Origin of the sequence: Nonomuraea sp. NPDC050783, from assembly GCF_040802095.1 — a bacterium.
Lineage (GTDB): Bacteria > Actinomycetota > Actinomycetes > Streptosporangiales > Streptosporangiaceae > Nonomuraea.
The window spans coordinates 256,848-274,601 of the sequence record NZ_JBFAHK010000002.1; the positions used below are offsets into that span (position 1 = coordinate 256,848).

Annotated in this window: 14 protein-coding genes; 3 read left to right on the plus strand and 11 right to left on the minus strand. The window is 73.8% G+C overall.

Annotated features, from left to right (window positions below):
* Nucleotides 1-53: 53 nt before the first annotated feature.
* Nucleotides 54-2,087: a LamG domain-containing protein gene (locus AB0H75_RS06085; protein WP_367791156.1), complete on the plus strand. Its 2,034-nt coding sequence runs from the start codon at nt 54-56 to the stop codon at nt 2,085-2,087.
* A 51-nt stretch (nt 2,088-2,138) separates the two neighbouring features.
* Here the strand turns inward: AB0H75_RS06085 and AB0H75_RS06090 are convergent, their stop codons facing one another.
* The 5 genes from AB0H75_RS06090 to AB0H75_RS06110 form a co-directional block, all read right to left on the minus strand.
* Nucleotides 2,139-2,780, minus strand: coding sequence for an HNH endonuclease family protein (locus tag AB0H75_RS06090; RefSeq protein ID WP_367791159.1), 642 nt, complete (start codon nt 2,778-2,780; stop codon nt 2,139-2,141).
* Nucleotides 2,781-2,848: 68 nt separating this feature from the next.
* A complete protein-coding gene (locus AB0H75_RS06095; protein ID WP_367791162.1) occupies nt 2,849-5,974 on the minus strand; it encodes a 2Fe-2S iron-sulfur cluster-binding protein in 3,126 nt (1,041 codons plus the stop codon).
* Nucleotides 5,971-6,204 (minus strand): sarcosine oxidase subunit delta, encoded by a 234-nt coding sequence (locus AB0H75_RS06100; RefSeq protein WP_367791165.1) that lies wholly within the window; start codon nt 6,202-6,204, stop codon nt 5,971-5,973. Before AB0H75_RS06100 ends, AB0H75_RS06095 begins: the two co-directional genes overlap by 4 nt.
* On the minus strand, nt 6,204-7,442 hold the full coding sequence (locus AB0H75_RS06105; RefSeq protein WP_367791168.1) for a sarcosine oxidase subunit beta family protein: 1,239 nt from the start codon (nt 7,440-7,442) through the stop codon (nt 6,204-6,206). Before AB0H75_RS06105 ends, AB0H75_RS06100 begins: the two co-directional genes overlap by 1 nt.
* Nucleotides 7,439-9,832, minus strand: a complete 2,394-nt coding sequence (locus tag AB0H75_RS06110; RefSeq protein WP_367791171.1) for an FAD-dependent oxidoreductase — start codon at nt 9,830-9,832, stop codon at nt 7,439-7,441. The genes AB0H75_RS06105 and AB0H75_RS06110 overlap by 4 nt, the downstream gene beginning before the upstream one ends.
* Nucleotides 9,833-9,991: 159 nt before the next feature.
* Between AB0H75_RS06110 and AB0H75_RS06115 the strand changes: the two genes are divergently transcribed.
* Nucleotides 9,992-11,128 (plus strand): helix-turn-helix domain-containing protein, encoded by a 1,137-nt coding sequence (locus tag AB0H75_RS06115; protein ID WP_367791174.1) that lies wholly within the window; start codon nt 9,992-9,994, stop codon nt 11,126-11,128.
* A 152-nt stretch (nt 11,129-11,280) separates the two neighbouring features.
* The gene (locus AB0H75_RS06120) at nt 11,281-11,586 is read left to right on the plus strand and encodes a hypothetical protein (RefSeq protein WP_367791177.1); all 306 of its coding nucleotides are present in this window, start codon (nt 11,281-11,283) and stop codon (nt 11,584-11,586) included.
* Nucleotides 11,587-11,602: 16 nt separating this feature from the next.
* Here the strand turns inward: AB0H75_RS06120 and AB0H75_RS06125 are convergent, their stop codons facing one another.
* The 6 genes from AB0H75_RS06125 to AB0H75_RS06150 are packed head-to-tail and all read right to left on the minus strand — an operon-like array spanning nt 11,603 to nt 17,753.
* Nucleotides 11,603-12,361 (minus strand): SDR family NAD(P)-dependent oxidoreductase, encoded by a 759-nt coding sequence (locus AB0H75_RS06125; RefSeq protein WP_367791180.1) that lies wholly within the window; start codon nt 12,359-12,361, stop codon nt 11,603-11,605.
* Nucleotides 12,362-12,374: 13 nt separating this feature from the next.
* Nucleotides 12,375-14,651, minus strand: a complete 2,277-nt coding sequence (locus tag AB0H75_RS06130) for a tetratricopeptide repeat protein (protein WP_367791183.1) — start codon at nt 14,649-14,651, stop codon at nt 12,375-12,377.
* Nucleotides 14,652-14,670: 19 nt separating this feature from the next.
* Nucleotides 14,671-15,426, minus strand: coding sequence for a hypothetical protein (locus tag AB0H75_RS06135; protein WP_367791186.1), 756 nt, complete (start codon nt 15,424-15,426; stop codon nt 14,671-14,673).
* 49 nt (nt 15,427-15,475) lie between these two features.
* Nucleotides 15,476-16,288 carry a diaminopimelate epimerase gene (dapF, locus tag AB0H75_RS06140; RefSeq protein ID WP_367791189.1) on the minus strand — a complete coding sequence of 271 codons (813 nt, stop codon included), beginning with the start codon at nt 16,286-16,288 and terminating at the stop codon, nt 15,476-15,478.
* 9 nt (nt 16,289-16,297) lie between these two features.
* Nucleotides 16,298-17,203 (minus strand): tRNA (adenosine(37)-N6)-dimethylallyltransferase MiaA, encoded by a 906-nt coding sequence (miaA, locus tag AB0H75_RS06145; protein ID WP_367791192.1) that lies wholly within the window; start codon nt 17,201-17,203, stop codon nt 16,298-16,300.
* Nucleotides 17,204-17,216: 13 nt separating this feature from the next.
* Nucleotides 17,217-17,753: a methylated-DNA--[protein]-cysteine S-methyltransferase gene (locus AB0H75_RS06150; RefSeq protein ID WP_367791195.1), complete on the minus strand. Its 537-nt coding sequence runs from the start codon at nt 17,751-17,753 to the stop codon at nt 17,217-17,219.
* Nucleotide 17,754 lies beyond the last annotated feature (1 nt).

Here is a 17,754-nt window from a genome sequence, read left to right on the forward strand (position 1 = left end):
CCGGCCCATGTGATGATCACTGGGTTTTGCCCACGATTTTCGGAGAGGCCGGAGTGAACACACCACGATTAGAGCCCGGAGCGCACGCCGCCCGGGCGCGGCGCCGGCTCGCCCTCATCGGCGCGCTGGCACTGCCGCTCTCGTTGATGGCCGCCACCGCGGCCGCCCAGTCGGTCTTCGTCCCCGCGTCCTCCGCGGCGAGCACGACCGTCCAGGCGGACCCGGCGGGGCTCGTGGCGGCGTACGGCATGAACGAGGGGGCGGGCACGGCGGTGTCCGACTCCTCGGGCAGGAACAACACCGGCGCCGCGTCGGACCCCAATTGGACGAACGGCAAGTACGGCAAGGCCCTGTCGTTCAACGGCACCTACAGCCAGGTCACCGTCCCGCACTCCACGTCGCTGCGCCTGACGACCGGCATGACGCTCTCGGCCTGGGTCAGTCCGGCCACGGTGTCCGGCTGGCGCAGCGTGCTGAGCAAGGAGCTGGGCACCGAGGGCCTGTCCTACGGGCTGTACGCCGCCAACGGTCTTTCCGCGCCGTCCGGCTGGATGCAGACCTCCGCCGGCGACTGGAGCTCGGTGGACGGCGCCACGCCGCTGGCGGTCGGCACCTGGAGCCACCTGGCGGTCACCTACGACAACAGCGACCTGCGCCTGTACGTCAACGGCCGGCTGGCCGGCGAGTTCCCGGCGGCGGGAGCCATCTTCGACGACGGCGGCGTGTTGCAGATCGGCGGCAACGACGTCTGGGGCGAGTTCTTCAAGGGCCTGATCGACGAGGTCCGCATCTACAACCGGGCTCAGAGCGCGGCCGAGATCCAGAGCGACATGGCCACCCCGATCACCACCGCCCCGACTCCGACTCCGACCCCCACCCCCACGCCTACTCCGACGCCGACCCCCACGCCTACTCCGACGCCGACCGACACTCCGACCCCGACGCCGACCGACACCCCGACGCCGACGCCGACCGACACTCCGACCCCGACCCCCACGGACACGCCTACTCCGACGCCGACCGACACTCCCACCCCGACGCCGACTCCGACAGAGACCCCGACGCCGACTCCCACCCCGACTCCCACGCCGACTCCCACGCCTGCGGGCCTGGTGGCGGCCTACGGGATGAACGAGAGCTCGGGCACCAGCGTGGCCGACTCCTCCGGCCGCAACAACACCGGCGCCGCGACGGACACCACCCGGACGAGCGGCAAGTACGGCAACGCCCTGTCCTTCAACGGCTTCTCCAGCTGGGTCACCGTCCCGCACTCCACGTCGCTGACGCTGGCGGACGGGGTGACGGTCTCGGCCTGGGTGCGTCCCTCGGCGCTGGGCGGCTCGTGGCGCACGGTGCTGCTGAAGGAGAGCGAGCTCGGCGGCGCCTACGGCCTGTACGCCGGCACCGGCACCGGCCCGTCGGGCTGGCTGCTGACCCCGGACGGCGAGGGCGGCGCCGTCAGCACCACCGCGCTGCCGCTGAACCAGTGGGCCCACCTGGCCACGACCTACGACGGCTCCGTCAACCGGCTGTACGTCAACGGCGTCCAGGTCGCGCAGTCCGCCTTCTCCAGTGAGATCATCGACACCGGCGGCGTGCTGCGGATCGGCGGCAACGACATCTGGGGCGAGTTCTTCAAGGGCCTGATCGACGAGGTCCGCGTCTACAACCGGGCCCAGAGCGCGGCCGAGATCCAGAGCGACATGAACACCGCGATCGGCGCCGCGCCGGCGAGCGCGGCGGCGGCCAGGAAACTGAGCACCACCGGCACCGCCGCCACGACGGTCGACAAGCTGACCGTGGACGGCGACCCGCACGTGACCACCTGGCTCCCGTCCGGCCGGGACGGCGCGGCGACGGTGGAGGTGCAGATCGCCCAGCAGCCCAAGGCGGGCAGGGCGAGCGGCAGGGCCACGAGCGGGCGGCCGGTCTGGTCGGGCCGGGCGACGGCCGGTTCCGGCGACTCCCGCGTCACCGTGAAGATCCCCAAGAGCCGGCTGCGGGCCGGCCAGGAGCTCAGGTGGCGCACCAGGGTCACCGGCACGGGCGGCGCGAGCGCCTGGAGCGACTGGCGCAGCCTGAAGTAGACGAGCGGGACGGAGGCGGGCGGCTCGGGACGGGTCGCCCGCCCTCGCGGGTCAGCAGTCGTCGAGGACCTTCTCCATGGCGGTCTTCTCGGCCGAGGTGACCCAGACGCCGTACTTGGCCTTCACGTCGATCTGGCGGGCGACGTACGTGCAGCGGTAGGACTTGCGGGGCGGCAGCCAGGTGGCGGCGTCGGAGTCGCTCTTCTGGCCGTTCAGCGGGCCGTCCACGGCCTGGAGGTTGAGGGGGTCGTTGGCGAACTCCTTGCGCTTGGTGGCCGGCCACTGCTGGGCGCCCTTCTGCCAGGCGTCCGAGAGCGGCACCAGGTGGTCGATCTGGACGGCGGTGCTGGTGTCCTGGCCGCGTTCGAAGTCGATGGTCTTGCCGCTGTAGGGGTCCTTCAGGGTGCCGGTCAGCACGATGCAGTCGTGGGTGCCGGACTTGAAGGTCTCCTTCTCCAGGTCGCGCTTGAGGATGTCGTTGCGGGTGTCGCAGCCGTTGTGGTCCACGTCGGACCAGGCGGGGCCGAACTTGTCGCGGTCGAAGCCGGTTCGCGGGGCGCGGCCCTTGACGTCGAGCTTGGCCAGTTTCTTGCGGGCGTCGGAGACGGAGGCGGAGTCGGGTTTGGATGGTTTGCCGCTGTCCGTGGAGAGCTGGGCGTCCAGGCCACCGCAGCCCGCCGTCAGCACGGCCATCGTCGACAGACCCGCTACTAGCGCCCGTATGCGCACGTCAACCCCCAGGACTTCAGCTTTCGTAAAGTCTAGAGATAAATGCCCTCAAGAGCGTCAAGTAGCCATTCCGCGAGGTAACGGGTGAAGGATGATCTGACATAGATCCGGTACGTGTCCGCGGAGCGGCGTTCCAGGAGCACGGAGGCCCGGCCCAGCAGGGTCTGGGCGTGGCCGGGGAACGCCGACGGGTGCAGGTCGAGCGGGCAGCCGGTGATCAGGACGTCCTCCGCCGCGGGCCCGGACAGCTCCAGGACCGTACGCTGGTCCGACACGTCCACCCAGCCGGGACCGGGCGCGACGTCGCCGGTGACGAGCCACCAGGACGGGCCCAGCGCGAGCCCCGTCCCCGGGTCCGCGCCGCGTACCTCCCACATCGGCTCGAAGGCGATCTCGCGCAGCCGGGCGGACGGCGTGCTCGCCGCCTGGAAGCGCGCGGCGAACGGCGCGGCCGGGCTCTCGGCGGCCGGCGGCTCGCCCTGGTACGCCGGCACGCCGGCGGTCAGCGGCTCACCGTCGCGGCGGGCGTTGTCCGGATCGACGAAGACGGGGGAGACGACGGTGACCGGGTGCGCGGCGTCACCGGAGACGGCGGTCAGGCGGTCGCCGGGGGCGGCGTCCCTGGCCAGGGCGAGCGCGAACCCGCGGCCCAGGGCGGCGCCGGCGTAGCTGGAGGTCACATGGCCGACGCCCGTGCCCGTGCCCGCGCGGACGAGCTGCGCGCCCTCCTCCAGGACCGTCGCCGGGTCGTCCGGCAGCAGGCCGACCAGGCGCTTGCGGCCGGGGCGGGCGGTGTCGGGACGGGAGTGGGAGCGCTTGCCGACGAAGTCCGGCTTGCGGGCCGAGACGATCCACGCCATGCCGAGGTCCTGCGGCGTGACGGTGCCGTCGGTCTCCTGGCCGACGATCGCGAAGCCCTTCTCGGCCCGCAGCACGTGCATGGCCTCGGTCCCGTACGGCACCGCGCCCAGCCCGATCACCGCCTCCCACAGTGCCCGGCCGTGCCGCCAGGGCACGTTCACCTCGTACGCCAGCTCGCCCGAGAAGCTGATCCTGAACACCCGCCCGGGCACCCCGAGCACGTCGGTCCCGGCGTAGCGCATGAAGGCCAGCTCCACGGCCTCGGGCGCGACGGCGGCGACGACCTCCCGCGCCCGCGGCCCGGCCACGACGACCGTCGCCCAGTGGTCGGTGACCGAGGTGAACGACACCTCCAGCTCCGGCCACTCGGTCTGGTGCCATTCCTCCAGCCAGTCGAGCACGGTGGCGGCGTTCCCGGTGGTCGTGGTCATGAGGTAGTGGTGCTCGGCGAGCCGGGTGGTGGTGCCGTCGTCGAGGACCATGCCGTCGGCGCCGCACATGAGCCCGTAGCGGCAGGCGCCGACGGCCAGCGTGGAGTACGTGTTGGTGTAGATCCGGTCGAGGAACGCGCCCGCGTCCGCGCCCCGGATGTCGATCTTGCCGAGCGTGGAGGCGTCCATGGCGGCCACGCCGGTGCGGGCCGCCCGGCACTCGCGCAGCACGGCCGCCTCCATCGGCTCGTCGCCGCGCGGGAAGTACCACGGGCGCTTCCACTGGCCGACGTCCTCGAACACCGCGCCGAGCGCGACGTGCGCCTCGTGCATGGCGGTGGTCCTGACCGGGTCGGACAGCGCGCCGCGGTCCCGCCCGGCCAGCGTGGCGAAGGACACCGGCGTGTACGGCGGCCGGAACGTCGTCGTCCCCACCTGGCCGGGCGCCGCGCCCAGCAGGGCGGCCATCACGCCCACGACCACCGCGCCCGAGGTCTTGCCCTGGTCGGCGCCGGTGCCCGCGGTCGTGTAGCGCTTGACGTGCTCCACCGAGCGCAGCCCGGCTCCCGCGGCCCTGGCCAGGTCGGCCACGGTCACGTCCCGTTGCAGGTCGGCGAAGGCGGGCTCGGGGGAGTCCGAGGTCACGGACCAGACGGCCGCCGGGGGCCGCGGCGGCCGCCGGCCGTCCTCGGGAACGGGGTCATCGGGCGACAGGCCGAGGGCCGCCGCGGCGGCCGCGTACCCGTCGGCGATGGCCTCGCTGGTGCCGTAGAGCCCCCGGCAGGCTCCCGCCGAGCGCTCGGCCTGCGCGGACGTGCCCGGCACGAACGCGGCCAGCCTCTCGTCGTACCGCAGCCGCCCCTGGGACTGGCTGAACAGGTGCACGGCCGGGTTCCAGCCGCCGGCCACGGCCAGCAGGTCGCACTCGAAGTGCCGCCCGCCCGCCTGGACGCCGGACAGCACGCCGTCGGCGTCGCCCGTGGTGCCGGTGACGACCTGCCCGGCCAGCACCTCGGCCCCGTCCGGCACCTCGTCGGGGTGCGGCCGGGACGGCCGCGGGTCCACGACCGCCAGCACCTCCACCCCGGCCGCCGCCAGGTCGCGGGCGGCCTCGTAACCGGAGTCCGCGCAGGCGAACACCACCGCCCGCCGCCCGGCCCGCACCCCGTACCGGTTGGCGTAGGTCCGGGCGGCCGAGGCCAGCATCACCCCGGGCCGGTCGTTGCCCGGGAAGGCGAGCGAGCGCTCGTGCGCGCCGGTCGCCAGCACCACCTGCCGCGCCCTGAGGTGCCACAGCCGCTCGCCGCGCGCCCGCCGCTCCACCGCCACCACGTAGTTGTGGTCGTAGTAGCCGACGGCCGTGGTCCTGGTCAGCACGCGGGCGGGCGGCTCCAGGCCCGCCACCCACTCCAGGGCGGGCCGGCCGCCGAGCAGGACGCGGCTGTTCAGCAGGTCGCCGCCGAGCCGCGGCTGGTCGTCCACGAGGATCACCCGCGCCCCGGCCCGCCCGGCCGCCGACGCGGCCGCCAGACCGGCCGGGCCGCCGCCGACCACGAGCAGGTCGCAGTGCAGGTAGCCCTTGTCGCAGCGGCGCTCGTCGGGCGCGTCCGGGTCGAGGCGGCCCTTGCCGCGCAGGCTCCACGCCTCCAGCCCGTCGCGCAGCTCGACCGTGGTGGCCGCCAGCATGGGGTCGGCGCCCACGCGGACCAGCGCGTTCGGCTCCTCGGGGCCGGCGGTGAAGATCCCGCGCGGGCGGCCCAGCGTCACGCTGCGGCCCACCACGCGCACGCCGTCGCGCAGCAGCGCGGCGGCCAGCGTGTCGCCCGGCTCCCCCTGGTGGGCGCGGCCGTCGAAGGTGAATCTCATTGGATCTCCTGCGTGAGCGTGTGCCGCTCGACGGTGAACCAGGTGCGGCAGCCGTGCGCGTGGAACCAGCGCTCGCGGAACCAGCCTTTGGGGTTGTCGCGCAGGAAGACGTACGCGGCCCACTCCTCGTCGGTGGTGTCGGGCCCGGGGCAGGTGACGCCGGCCTGGCCGCCGTAGCGGAACTCGGTCTCGTCGCGCGGGCCGCAGAAGGGGCAGGGGATGAGCAGCATCAGTGCGCCACCGCCGCCGCGCCGTGCTCGTCGATGAGCGCCCCCGTCGTGAACCGCTCCAGCGCGAACGGCTCCGCCAGCGGGTGCGGCCGGCCGTGCGCGATCGTGTCGGCGTAGACCCAGCCGGAGCCCGGGGTGGCCTTGAAGCCGCCGGTGCCCCAGCCGGCGTTGACGAACAGGTTCTCGACCGGGGTGCGGCCGATGATCGGGGAGGCGTCGGGGGAGACGTCCACGATGCCGGCCCAGGTCCGCAGCACGCGTACCCGGCTGAAGATCGGGAACAGCTCCAGCGCCGCCGCCATCTGCGCCTCGATGACGTGGACGCCGCCGCGCTGGCCGTAGGAGTTGTACGCGTCGATGCCCGCCCCCATGACCAGCTCGCCCTTGTGCGCCTGGCTGACGTACACGTGCACGGCGTTCGACATCACCACGCAGCCGAGCACCGGCTCCAGCAGCTCCGACACCAGCGCCTGCAACGGGTGCGACTGCAACGGCAGCCGGAACCCGGCCAGCCCGGCCAGCACGGAGGTGTGCCCGGCGGCGGCCAGCGCCACCTTCCCGGCCGCGATCCGGCCGCGCGAGGTGCGCACCCCGGTGACGCGGCCGCCGGTGATCTCGAAGCCGGTGACCTCGCAGCCCTGGATCAGGTCGATGCCGTACGCGTCCGCCCGGCGGGCCAGCGCCCACGCCACGTGGTCGTGCTTGGCGATGCCGCCGCGCCGCTGGAGCGTGGCGCCGAGGACCGGGTGCCGGGCCCGGTCCGAGACGTCGATGATCGGGCAGAGCTTCTTCACCTCGTCGGCGTCCAGCCATTCGGCGTCCACGCCGTTGAGCCGGTTGGCGTTGACCCGCCGCCGGCCCTCGCGCACGTCGCCCAGGCTGTGGGCGAGGTTGAGCACGCCGCGCTGGCTGAACCGCAGGTCGTAGTCCAGCTCGGCGCTCAGCCCCTCCCACAGCTTCAGCGAGTGCTCGTAGATGGCGGCGCTCTCGTCCCACAGGTAGTTGGAGCGGATGATCGTGGTGTTGCGGGCCATGTTGCCGCCGGCGAGCCAGCCCTTCTCCAGGACGGCGACGTTCGTCAGGCCGTGGTTCCTGGCCAGGTAGTAGGCGGTGGCCAGGCCGTGGCCGCCGCCGCCGACGATCACCACGTCGTAGGAGGGCCTGGGGTCGGGGTCGCGCCAGAGGAAGCCGGGGTGCGGGGAGGGGTCGGGGGTGGGGGCGGGGTCGGGGTGGGTCAACGCCTGATCTTCTCCATCCCGGGGTCGAAGAGCGGCTCGGCGGCGACCTCGGCGGGCACCCGACGGCCGAAGTAGGAAATATCGACAGATGTCCCTGGAGTGGCCAGCTCGGCCGGCAACCAGGCGTAGGCGATCGGGCTCCGGACGGTGTGCCCGTAGGCGGCGCTGGTGACGTACCCGACCGTGCGCCCGCCGTGCCGTACGGGCTCCTTGCCCATGACGACCTCGGTGCTGAGCAGCGGCGCCAGCTTGCGCGTCACCTCGCGGCGCAGGGCGTCGCGGCCGAGGAAGTCCTTGTCGTCGCGGACGGCGAAGCCCAGCCCGGCCTCGTACGGAGTGTGCTCGTTCGTCATGTCCACCCCCCATAGCCGGTAGCCCTTCTCCAGCCGCAGGCTGTTGAACGCCGCCCGCCCGCCGGCCACCGCCGTCCCCCGGGACCAGAGCGTGTCCCACAGCTTGAGCCCCATGTCGGCGGTGGTGTAGAGCTCCCATCCCAGCTCGCCGACGTACGACACGCGCAGGGCGAGCACCGGAACGTGCCCGACATATCCGGACTTGCAGGTGAAGTAGCGGAAGCCTTCGTCCGACAGGTCCATGTCGGTCAGCGGCTGTACCAGCTCCCTGGCCAGCGGCCCCCACACCCCGACGCAGCAGGTGCCGGGCGTCAGGTCGTGCACCCGCACCCCGCCGGGCGCGTGCCGGGAGAGCCAGTCCAGGTCGAGGTTGCCGTTCGCGCCGATCTGGAAGCGCTCCTCGGCCAGCCGGGCGACGGTCAGGTCCGAGCGGATGCCGCCCCTGGCGTCCAGCAGCAGCGTGTAGGAGACCGAGCCGGGCTTCCTGTCCACGTTGTTCGTGGTCATGCGCTGCAGGAACGCCGCCGAGCCCGGGCCGCTCACCTCGATGCGCTTGAGCGGGGTCATGTCGTAGAGCGCGACGCGCTCCCTGGTGGCGTACGACTCGGCGGCGGCGATCGGCGACCAGTAGCGGCTCGCCCAGGCGTCCCGCCGCGCCGCACCCAGGAACGGCTCGGCCGCCGCGTCCAAGAGCGGCGCGTTCGCCTCGAACCAGTGGGGCCGCTCCCACCCGGCCGCCTCCAGGAAGAACGCCCCCAGCTCCCGTTGGCGTACGTGGAAGGGGCTGGTGCGCAGCGGGCGCGGCGACTCCATCGGCTGGAGCGGGTGGATGACGTCGTACACCTCGACGAAGCTCTGCTTGCCGCGCTCCTCGACGAAGGCGGGCGAGAGCTGCGCCGGCTCGAACCTGCCCAGCTCGCACTCGTGCAGGTCGATCCGGGACGTGCCCTCCACCAGCAGCTCGGCGACGGCCCGCGCGACCCCGGCCGAGTGCGTCACCCACACGGCCTCGGCCAGCCAGAACCCGTCGAGGTGCGGCGCCTCGCCGATCAGCGGGAAGCCGTCCGGGGTGAAGGAGAAGATCCCGTTGATGCCGTCCTCGTACGTGGACGCGGCCAGCGCGGGCAGCAGCTCGGCCGCGTCCCGCCAGGCCGGGTCGAAGTCCTCCGCGGTGAACGCCCGCACCGACGGCATCGTGGTGCCCCCGGGGTCGATCTCCTCCTGGGTGACCGGCATGGGGCGGTGGGCGTAGGAGCCGACGCCGACGCGGTCGCCGTACTGGCGGACGTACAGGTCGCGGTCCTGGTGGCGCAGGATCGGGCCGGGCCTGACCAGGTCGAGCGGGCCGGACCTGGCGTACTGGTGGGCCAGCGGCAGCAGCGGCACGCTCAGCCCCGCCATCGCGCCGATCGACGGCCCCCAGAAGCCGGCCGCGCACACCACGACGTCGGCGGGGATCGTCCGGTACTCGCCGGCAACCAGCGCCGACACGCCGGTGACCCGGCCGCCGCGCTGCTCGACGCCCACCACCGTGTGCCGCTCCAGGAACCGCGCGCCGCGCTCGCCCGCCCGCGCGGCCTGCGTCTCGCCGCACGCGACCGCCGCGGCCAGGCCGTCCGTGGGGACGTGGTAGCCGCCGAACACCTTGGCGCGGTCCAGCAGCGGCCACAGCTCGGCGCAGCGGCCGGCGTCCACCAGGTGGCCCTCGACGCCCCACGACTCGGCCCAGCCCCGCTTGCGGTGCAGGTCGGCCCAGCGTTCCGGGGTGGTGGCCACCTCCAGGCCGCCGACCTGGCGGAAGCAGTGCTCGCCGAGCGCGGTGTACTTGCGCACGGTGTAGGCGGCGAACTCGGTCATCGTCCTGGAGGGGTTGGTCTGGAAGACCAGGCCGGGCGCGTGCGAGCTGGATCCGCCCGTGGCGAACAGCGGCCCCTGGTCCAGCACTGTCACGTCGGTCCAGCCGCGCTCGGTGAGCTCGTCGGCCAGGGCGCACCCGACGATCCCCGCGCCGATGATCACCAAACGGGGACGGCTCATGGCGCCTCCGGTTGTTCCTTATAACGCAACAAGAACCGGACTACGCAACGACCATAGATCCCTGCCCGCCCCCGGAACAAGACCCGCGCCCGCGTGTGGACCGCCGGACGCGGCGCACCGTACGCTCGTCAGGGATCATGGCACGTCAGGAAGGGCGGCATGGCGCAGCGGCGCTTACTGGAGGATCTGGGGGTCACCCTCGCCGAGGAGACGGCGTACCGGGCCCTGCTCAGGCACGGCCCCGCCACCCTGAGCGAGCTGGCCGCCGAGACCGGCTCCTCGCCGTCCGCCGTCCGCCGCATGCTGCCCAGGCTGGAGGACCTCGGGCTGGTCTCCCGGATCGCCGGGCGGCCGCTGCGGCTGCTCGCCACCCCGCCGGAGCTCGCCGTCGATCTGCTCGTCACCCGCCGCCAGGAGGAGCTGGCGCACAGCCGGTCCGCCGCCGCGCTGCTGGCCGCCGAGGCCGCCGAGCACGGCGGGCCGCAGCCGGAGGAGGCACTGGAGGTGGTGACCGGGCGTGAGGCCGTGGCCCGCCGCTACCGCCGGCTCGAACGCGACGCCACGCGGGAGCTGCTGGTGCTGGTACGCCCGCCGTACGCGGTGGACACCGGCGGCATCGGCGGTGCCGGAGGCGCCGACGGAATCGGGGGCGTCGGGGGCGTCGGCGGAATCGGGGGTGTCGGGGGCGTCGGCGGAATCGGGGGTGTCGGGGGCGTCGGTGGTGCCGGAGGCGACGGCGGTCTCGGAGGCGACGGCGACGAGCGCGAGCGCAGCCGCCGCGCCCCCGGCCGCGAGGGAGCACCCGTGGTGCGCGGCATCTACAGCCCGCTCGCCTTCGAGCACCCCGGCATGCTGGCCCACGCCCGCCGCGCGATCGCCGGCGGCGAGCAGGCCAGGCTCGGCCAGGTGCCGGTCAAGCTGGCCGTCGCCGACGCCCGCCTCGCCCTGCTGCCCCTGGGCTCCGGCACGGACCGCGCGGTGGACAGCGCCCTCGTCGTCCACCCGTCCACCCTGCTGGACGCCCTGATCGCGCTCTTCGAGACGCTGTGGCGGGCCGCCGTCCCGCTGCGCCTGACCGAGGACGGCCTGCACCCCGAGGGCCGCCCCCAGGCCCCCGACACCGAGGTGCTGGCCCTGCTCGCCGGCGGCATGAAGGACGACGCCATCGCCCGCCAGCTCGGCCTGAGCCCGCGCACGGTGCAGCGCCGCGTCCAGCTCCTCTGCGAGCGCCTGGGCGCCCACACCCGCTTCCACGCCGGCTACCTCGCCGCCCAGCAGGACCTGCTGTCCCGATGACACGCGAGCAGAAGGCTCCCAGTCGGCTAGGAGCGCCCCTCCTATCGCTCTCTCCTGTGGGGAGATCGCAGCAATAGCGGCTGCTGCGCACGATCACATACTCCGTCACCTTCGAGAACGGCCGATGGGTGTCGCGGTGTCCCAGCGGGGAGGTGGAGGGCGTCGGCGTGGCGAGCTCCTTGTCGCAGCTGGAGCGCGACCTGACGGACATTCACGCCTGGGCCTGGCCAGAAGAGCCACCAGGGGTGGAGTTCGTCTTCGATCTGCCCGAGGACGTGGCGGGCGTGGTCGCGGAGTACCACCGTCAGAAGGAACTGGCCGAGGCTCATGCCAGACGAGCTGCGGAACTCGCCGTCAAGACGGCGAAGGCGCTCACGCGTCACTGGTCGGAGCCGGACACGGCGCGGGTGATGGGCCTGTCCAAGCAGCGCGTCCATCAATTGAAGGCGCACGCCTGACAGAAGGCGCCACGGGTCAGGTGAGCAGGAGGCCGCCGTCCACCGGGAGGGTCACGCCCGTCACGTACGAGGACGCGTCGCTGGCCAGGAACACGGCGGCGGCCACCAGCTCGGCCGGGTCGCCGGTCCGGCGCATGATCACGCGGGAGTCCACGGCCTGCTCCAGGTAGCCGGGTTTGTACTGGTCGGTCATCTCCGAGGAGAAGAAGCCCGGCTCCAGGCAGTTGACGCGGATGCCGCGCCGCCCGGTCCACTGCTGGGCCAGGTCGCGGGTCAGCCCGGCCAGGCCCGCCTTGGACGCGGTGTAGGCGGCCTGCGGCAGGCCGCCGGTGGTCTCGGCCAGCACGCTGCCGATGTTGACGATCGAGGAGCCCGGCCGCATCACCCGCGCGCACGCCTGCGCCATCCAGTAGGCGCCCATCAGGTTGACCTCGATCACCCGCCGGAACTCGGCGGGCGTCTCGCGCAGGGCCGGCACGGCGGTGCCGACGCCCGCGTTGTTGATCAGTACGTCCACGCCGCCCAGGGCCTCGACCGCGGCGGCGACCAGCGCCTCGCACTCCTCGGGCCTGGCCACGTCGGCGGGCACCGCCAGGCACCGGCGGCCGGTCTCCTCGACCAGCCGCCGCGTCTCCGCCAGCCGGTCGGGGCGCCGGGCGCCGATCACGACGTCGGCGCCGGCCTCGGCCAGCCCGCGGGCGAAGGCCACCCCCAGCCCGGACGAGGCCCCGGTGACCACCGCGACCCTGCCGTCCAGGCGGAAGCGCTCCAGCACCGCCGCGCCCCTCCTACAGCCCGTATTCCTTGACGATGCGCTCGTGCCGCTCGACCTCGACGCCGATCTCGCGCGCCAGGTCGAGCCAGGCCAGCGGGTGCACCCAGCGCTCGGTGGCGTCGTCGAGCAGCGCGTCGACCTCCTCCGGCGTGACGTCCGGCGGCACCGCGACCCAGCCGAACACGCCGGGCAGCGGCTCGCCCGAGGTGGGGTGGGTGACCTTGTAGTTCTCGTCGCTGTAGACCCACATCGGCCAGCCGCGCTCGGCCATGACCTCGGTGAACTCGGTCCAGTCGGACTCGCTCGGCGCGGCGCCGTCGAAGAAGTAGCTGGTGTAGCCGCCCGGCCGCAGGATGCGTACCGCGGCGAACGGCGGCACGAAGTTCTGCTGCTCCTGCGGGTCGTCGGGCACCGGCTCCAGTAGTTGCGGGTCGAAGACCACGAGGTCGCCGGCGTTGTAGTCCATGCCGCGCGGCTGCGGCAGGGCCAGCCGGGCGGTGGCGGGGCCGGTGCGGATCGACAGCACCTGGCGCTGGCCGCCGTCGGGCGCCGGGAGGATGACCCGGATGAGGCCCATCTCCTCCTCGATCGGGCCCTCCTTGGACTTGATCGGCATGCCGATCCTGGCGGCGCCCTTGCGCACGGTGTCCCAGTCCTCGGCGGAGGTGGCCATGACGATCATGCGCCAGACGTCCTCGTCGGACAGCTCGTCGATGACCTCCAGCAGCACCTCGGCGGCCCTGGCGTTCTGGTCGAGCTGCTGGGCGGCGCCGGACAGCAGGCGGCGGGCGTCGAGGCCGGCCCCGGCGGCCACCGCGTGCTCGGCGGCGTCGAGCGCCTCCGGCCAGCGCTCGCGGGCGCTGTGCAGGCGGGCGAGCGTCACCTGCTGCGCGGCGTGCGGCAGCAGCGCGGCCATCTGCTCCAGCCGCTCGTCCTGGCGGGCCTCGACGAGCAGCGTGGTCAGGTAGGCGACGTCGTCGGGCTCGGCCTCGCCGATCCTGCCGGTGTCGACCAGCATGCGCCAGTAGATGTCGGCGCCGGCGGCGGGGTAGCCGAGGAAGCCCAGCGTGGTGGTGTGGCGGCGGGTGGCCTCCAGGTCCTCGCCGGACAGCGGAGCCAGCCAGCCCACCCACTTCTCCGGGTCGGCGTTGAAGCCGTCGGCCGCGTCGAACTGGCCCACCAGCTCTTCCCGCGCGCCGGGGGCCTCGGGCTCGCCCGCGGCCTCGGCGGCGGCCCGCAGCGCGGCGACGCGCTCGGCCAGGCCCTCGCTGTCGCGCAGCTCGGCGGTGCCGGACTCGGCCAGGTCGGCCAGCAGCCTGGCCTGCCAGACGCCCTGGCGGGCGACGGCGAGGTCGCCGGCGATCAGCGCGAGCTCGACCCGGGCGCGGTAGCCGCCCATCATGCCGAAGTAGTCGATCCACTGGCGCAGCACCCGGCCGAGCTGCCAGGTGTTGGTGATCTGGGACGAGCTGGCCAGCAGGCCGACCGCGCGCGACCACTCGACGAACACGCGCGGGTGCTCGCCGACCACGTCGAGGTCGGGCAGCGCGTCCACGGCCTCGGCGACGCGGCCGAGCGTGGCCAGGATCAGCGCCCGGCGCACGCCGTCGCGGTGCTCCTTGGCGACCGGGTCGTCGGGCTGGTGGCCCGCGGCGGCCTGGAGCGCGGTGAGCGCGTCGTCGGCGCGGCCGGCGGCCAGCAGCGCGCGGGCGTGCTCGGCGCCGAGCTCCCAGCTCGGCGCGCGGCCGGCGGTGCCCAGCCGCTCGGTGGCGGACTCGGCGTAGCTGACGGCCTCGCCCGCCCTGCCGGCGTCGATCAGCGCGGCGACGTATTGGGTGGCGAGCCCGGTGAAGGCGGGCCGCTCGGGGCTCAGGTCCTCCAGGAAGGCGCCCAGCGTCTCCAGGCGCCGGCTCGCGTAGCCGGGGCCGTCGGTGTTGGCCCAGGCGATGGCGAGGGCCTCGACCGCCGCCGGGGCGGACGGGCACTCGCGCACGTCTTCGCGCTGGGCGAACGTCAGGAGCTGCTCGGCGTCGTCGAGCGCGACCGCGCCCTGCGCCCGGTCGCCGATGCGGCCCACGAGGTGCCAGTAGCGGGCGTAGAACTCCAGCCAGGGCAGCTCAAGGGTCTCGGCCTGCTGCGCGATGGCGGGGGCCATGACGTCGAGCTGCGGATACCGGCCCTCGTAGGCCTGTGCGGGGAGGTCTCCCAGCGCCATGGCGAGGCCAACGTTGCCCGCCTCGGAAAGCTGCTGCTGGGTGTCGCCGACCCAGGCCCAGATGTCCACGTCCATGGGCAGTCAGTCTGCCAGGTCAACGAGCGTGCCCCAAACGCAGAAGGTCGATCAGCTCGTCCGACTCGCCGTCGTCCAGGACCGAGAACACCGGCGCCATGAGGTCGTCCGTGCGCCGCTCCACCTCGGCCCGGCGGGCCACGACCTCGGCGGAGGGCACGGGGTAGGGCTCGGGCCAGGTGAAGAACCTGGCGATCATCTCGCCGGCGGCCTGCCCGAACGGAGTGGTGTCGTGGCCGGTGGCGAGCGTGGCCTCCAGCGGGTGCAGGCCGGCCGCGAGCACGGCGTTGGCGTGCAGGCCGCCGCGCAGCTCGCGTACGCAGTGCATGAGCTGGACGGCCCGCGCCGGCGGGTCGTCGGCCAGCGGCACCGCCCGCCAGCCCGCGAACAGCGGCGCGCCCAAGGACGGCGCCGCCCGGACGACCCGCTCCAGCAGCTCGGCGAGCCGGGCGCAGCCGTCGTAGTCGCCCAGCTTGCGCCGGCCCCAGGCGCGGCACACCTCGGCGTAGAGCTCGACGGCCAGGTCGGTGGCGAGCTTGCGGCCGCCGTTCCAGCTCTCCTCGACGTGCTCGCGGGGGAAGAAGACGGCGACCGAGTGGACGACGTCGGCGTCGCACTCGCCGAGCACGCCGCAGCGGCCCCTGAAGTACAGCTCCCGGGCGCCGAGGCCCTGCTCCTCGCAGACGGCCTTGGCCTCGCGGGAGACCATGAAGCCGCCGCCGAGCTGCCCGATGGGCGCCTTCACGCGGATCGCGGTGGTGCGGGGGTCTGCCATGTCCCACCTCTCGGTTCGGCAAGCAGACCCAGCATCCCTCAGGAGAACATCATTCTGCAAGCATCAGCTCGCCGTCGGCCACGATCACCGCCGGGCCGGACAGGTAGCTCGTGTCGTCGTCGAGGGTGACGGTGAGCGTGCCGCCGGGCACCTCGACCGTCCAGGTGCCGGTGGTGTCGCCCGACAGGGCCGCCGCCGCGACCGCCGTGGCCACCGCGCCCGTGCCGCACGCGCGGGTCTCGCCGGAGCCGCGCTCGTAGACGCGCATGATGGCGCGGCTGACGCCCACCGGGTTGAACAGCTCGATGTTGACCCCGGCGGGGAAGGCGCCGATGTCGAAGCCGGGCTGGTGGGTGAGGTCGAGCTGGACGACCGGATCGCCGATGGCGCAGGCCAGGTGGGGGTTGCCCATGTCGACGTGCAGGCCGGGGTATTCGGCGCCGCCGACCGTGGCCACGCTCTCGCCGAGCACGACCGGCTTGCCCATGTCGACGGTGATGTCGCCGTTGGGCTCGACGCCGACGCGGCGCAGCCCGCCGCGCGTGGCGATGGCGAACCCGGAGGGGTCGGTCAGGCCCGCGTCGATGAGGTAGCGGGCGAACACCCGCACGCCGTTGCCGCACATCTCGGCCGTGCTGCCGTCGGAGTTGCGGTAGTCCATGAACCACTCCGCCTCCGGCGCCTGATCGGCCACCTCCTGGCTCCGCTTGGCGCGGACCACCCGCAGGACGCCGTCGGCCCCGACGCCGGCCCTCCGGTCGCAGATCCTGGCGACGAGCGCGGCCGTGAGGTCGATCTCGGCGTCAGGATCGGGCAGGATGACGAAGTCGTTCTCGGTGCCGTGACCCTTCAGGAAGCGCATCCTGCAAGTTTAGGGGGCGGAGGGCGCGGCGATCTCAGCGAGGCAGCGCTCGACGAGGTCGGGGGCGTCGTAGGGCAGCCAGCGCACCCGCGGGTCGCGCCGGAACCACGACTCCTGGCGGCGGGCGAAGCGCCGGGTGGCCCGCACCGTCTCCTCGCGCGCCTGCTCCTCGCTCCACTCGCCGCCCAGGTAGCGGGCGACCTGCGCGTAGCCGAGCGCCCGGCCGGCCGTGCGGCCCTCGGCCAGGCCCTGGCCGAGCAGCGCGCGCACCTCGTCCACCAGGCCCGCCGCCCACATGCGCTCGACCCGCAGCGCGATCCGCGCGTCCAGCTCGGGGCGCGGCACGTCCAGGCCGATCTGGACGCTGGGGTAGACGGCGTCGTACGACGGCATCGTGGCCGAGAACGGGCGGCCCGAGTGCTCGATCACCTCCAGCGCGCGCACGATGCGGCGGCCGTTGCTGGGCAGGATCGCCGCCGCGGCGGACGGGTCCAGCCCGCGCAGCCGCTCGTACAGCGGGGCCGGGCCGCGCTCGGCCAGCTCGGCCTCCAGCCGCGCCCGGATCTCCGGATCGGTGCCGGGGAACTCCAGGTCGTCGAGGGCCGCGCGGACGTACAGGCCGCTGCCGCCCACCAGCACGGGCACCTCGACCCGGTCGATCACCTCCCGCGCCAGCTTCTGGTACTCGGCCACGCTCGCGGTGACCGTGACGTCCCAGATGTCCAGCAAATGGTGCGGGACGCCGCGCATCTCGGCGGGGGTCAGCTTGGCGGTGCCGATGTCCATGCCGCGGTAGAGCTGCATGGAGTCGGCGTTGACACACTCGCCGCCCAGGCGGAGGGCGAGCTCCACGGCGAGATCGGACTTCCCGGCCGCGGTGGGGCCGACGACGGCGATGACGGGCTGCTGGCGCACACGCACCAGTGTGCTAGAGGTCGAGCAGGGTCGGTTGCAGGTACCCCTCGTGCGTGAGCAGCCACCGCTTGGTCTCCACGCCCGTGCCGCCGCTGAACCCGCCGAGGCCCGTGCCCGCGATCACCCGGTGACAGGGCACGACGATGGGCAGCGGGTTGGAGCCCATGATGGAGCCGATGCCGCGCGCGGGCACGCCGGAGCCGCTGAGCCTGGCCAGCTCGCCGTAGGTGACCGCCGTGCCGTACGGCACCCGGTGCAGGGCCTGGAGCACCCGCAGCCGCGCCCCCGACATCAGCCGCCAGTCGATCGGCGTGCGGAAGGCGCGCAGCTCGCCGGCGAAATAAGCGTTGAGCTCCGCGACGGCGGAGGCCGTACGATCCGCATCATGCACCTCGCGCAGCCCGAGCCGGTCCGCCAGCCCAGCCCCGGAGCCCCAGCCCGACGTCACCAGGCCCTTCTCGGTGACGGCCAGCACGAACGTGCCCACCGGTGTCGGCACCTCCGCGACGGCCACGGTCTCCGCGGGGTGCGGGTCTGCTCGGAAGGTCATC